Consider the following 1,595-nt stretch of genomic DNA (forward strand, 5'->3'; position numbering starts at 1 on the left):
GCCGAAGGGCTCTGGGCCGACGAGCCCGAGGCGGGCGAGGTCGGGGGCGAGGTCGGGGCGCTTGCGGTACCACAGCACCAGGGCCGCGCCCTCGCGCTCGGCGATGCGCAGGTAGGCCGCCTCGTCGAGGAAGTGGTGGTGGTAGGCCAGCGCCTTCGGCTCGTAGAACAGGCGCATCCCGCGCCGCGCCAGCCGCTCGCCGAGCTCGATGTCCTCGTGCCAGGTCAACTGCTGGTCGAAGCCGCCGGCCTCGCGCAGGAAGCCGGCGTCGACGCTGACGTTGCAGGTCAGGAACGCGTCCCAGCCGAGCTCGACCCTGCCGGCGAGCGCATCGTAGGAGGCGTCGTGATGGAGCGCCGCGAACGGCGAGAACGGCAGGGCCGGGTCGATCGTCATCCGCCCGAGGATCGCCGTCTCGCGCCCGCCGCGCCGGGCATGGGCCGCCAGGTGCGCCGCGACGAGGTTCGGGCTGGGGATGGTGTCGTCGTTGACGATGAGCAGGCGCGTGCCGCGGGCGGCCTCGATCGCCCGGTTGCGGGCGGCGTTCGCCCCCGCATTCTCCTGGCGCAGGTGCACTACCGGCCGCCGCGCGGTCGCGACCGCCCGGCTGATCACCGCGCCGGTGCCGTCGACCGAGCCGTCGTCGCAGACCACGATCTCGAAGGCGGCCTCGGTCTCCTGGCGATCGAAGGCGGCCAGCGTCAGCCGCAGGGTCTCGGCGCGGCCGTAGGTCGGGATGATCACCGACAGGATCGGGGTCTCGGAGGGCGGGGGCGTATCCGGCGTCATGACGAGGCTTCCGGGCTTGAGAGGCTGGGGAGAGAATTGCGCGGGCGCAGCCACAGGGCGCCGGCGAGGGCGAGGATCGCGCCGGCCGGCAGGGCGACGGGAGCGAGCGCGGCCGGGCTCGCGAAGACGCAGGCCGCCATGGCGAGGGGCGGAGCGAGGATCGCCGGCAGGTCGCGGGGCACGAGCGGCGCCCCGACGGACCGGTGGAACACGGATACAACCACTGCGAGCATCGCGATTTCGGCGGCCAGGGCCGCGAGCGCGGCACCCGTGGCGCCTGCCCGCGGCACGAGCACGAGGCAGAGAATCGCGTTCACCGCGCAGCCGGTGGCGCTGAACCAGACCGCGAAGCCGGTGCGGCCGAGGGCGATCAGGGCGGAGAACAGGATCGTCGCCGCGATCATCGCGGCGGCCATCAGCGCGGCGATGCGCAGGACCGGCACGCTGGCGGCGTAGTCCGGCCCGAACAGCAGGCGGACCAGCGGGTCGGCGAGCACCCAGGCCGCGACCACGCCGGGACCGGCGGCGGCGAGCACGAGACGCAGCGCGAGACGGGCCTGCGCCAGCAGGGTGCCGGTGCCGACGGCGCGCCCGAACACCGGCACCAAGGGCGCGGCGAGCGTGATCGCGACGGCGACGCCGAGCTCGAAGAAGCGGTAGCCGGCGGTGAACAACCCGACCTCGGCCGCGCCGGCGAAGGCGGCGAGCGCGAGCAGGCCGATGCGGGCATTGAGCGTGCCCAGCGCGTTGGAGATGCCGACGCCGGCGGCCTGCCGGATCGTGGCGAGGCCGATCCGCGGCGAGGC

At 74.7% G+C, this 1,595-nt stretch carries 2 protein-coding genes; both read right to left on the minus strand.

Going from position 1 to position 1,595, the window contains the following annotated elements; genetic code table 11:
• Nucleotides 1–789: glycosyltransferase family A protein (locus tag FV223_RS27145; RefSeq protein WP_147729806.1), on the minus strand; the 789-nt coding region annotated here is incomplete at its 3' end.
• A partial coding sequence (locus tag FV223_RS27150) for a polysaccharide biosynthesis C-terminal domain-containing protein (RefSeq protein ID WP_187276270.1) occupies nt 786–1,595 on the minus strand: 810 nt, incomplete at its 5' end. The genes FV223_RS27145 and FV223_RS27150, both read right to left, overlap by 4 nt.

The sequence above is a fragment of the Methylobacterium sp. WL116 genome (assembly GCF_008039455.1).
Taxonomy (GTDB): domain Bacteria; phylum Pseudomonadota; class Alphaproteobacteria; order Rhizobiales; family Beijerinckiaceae; genus Methylobacterium.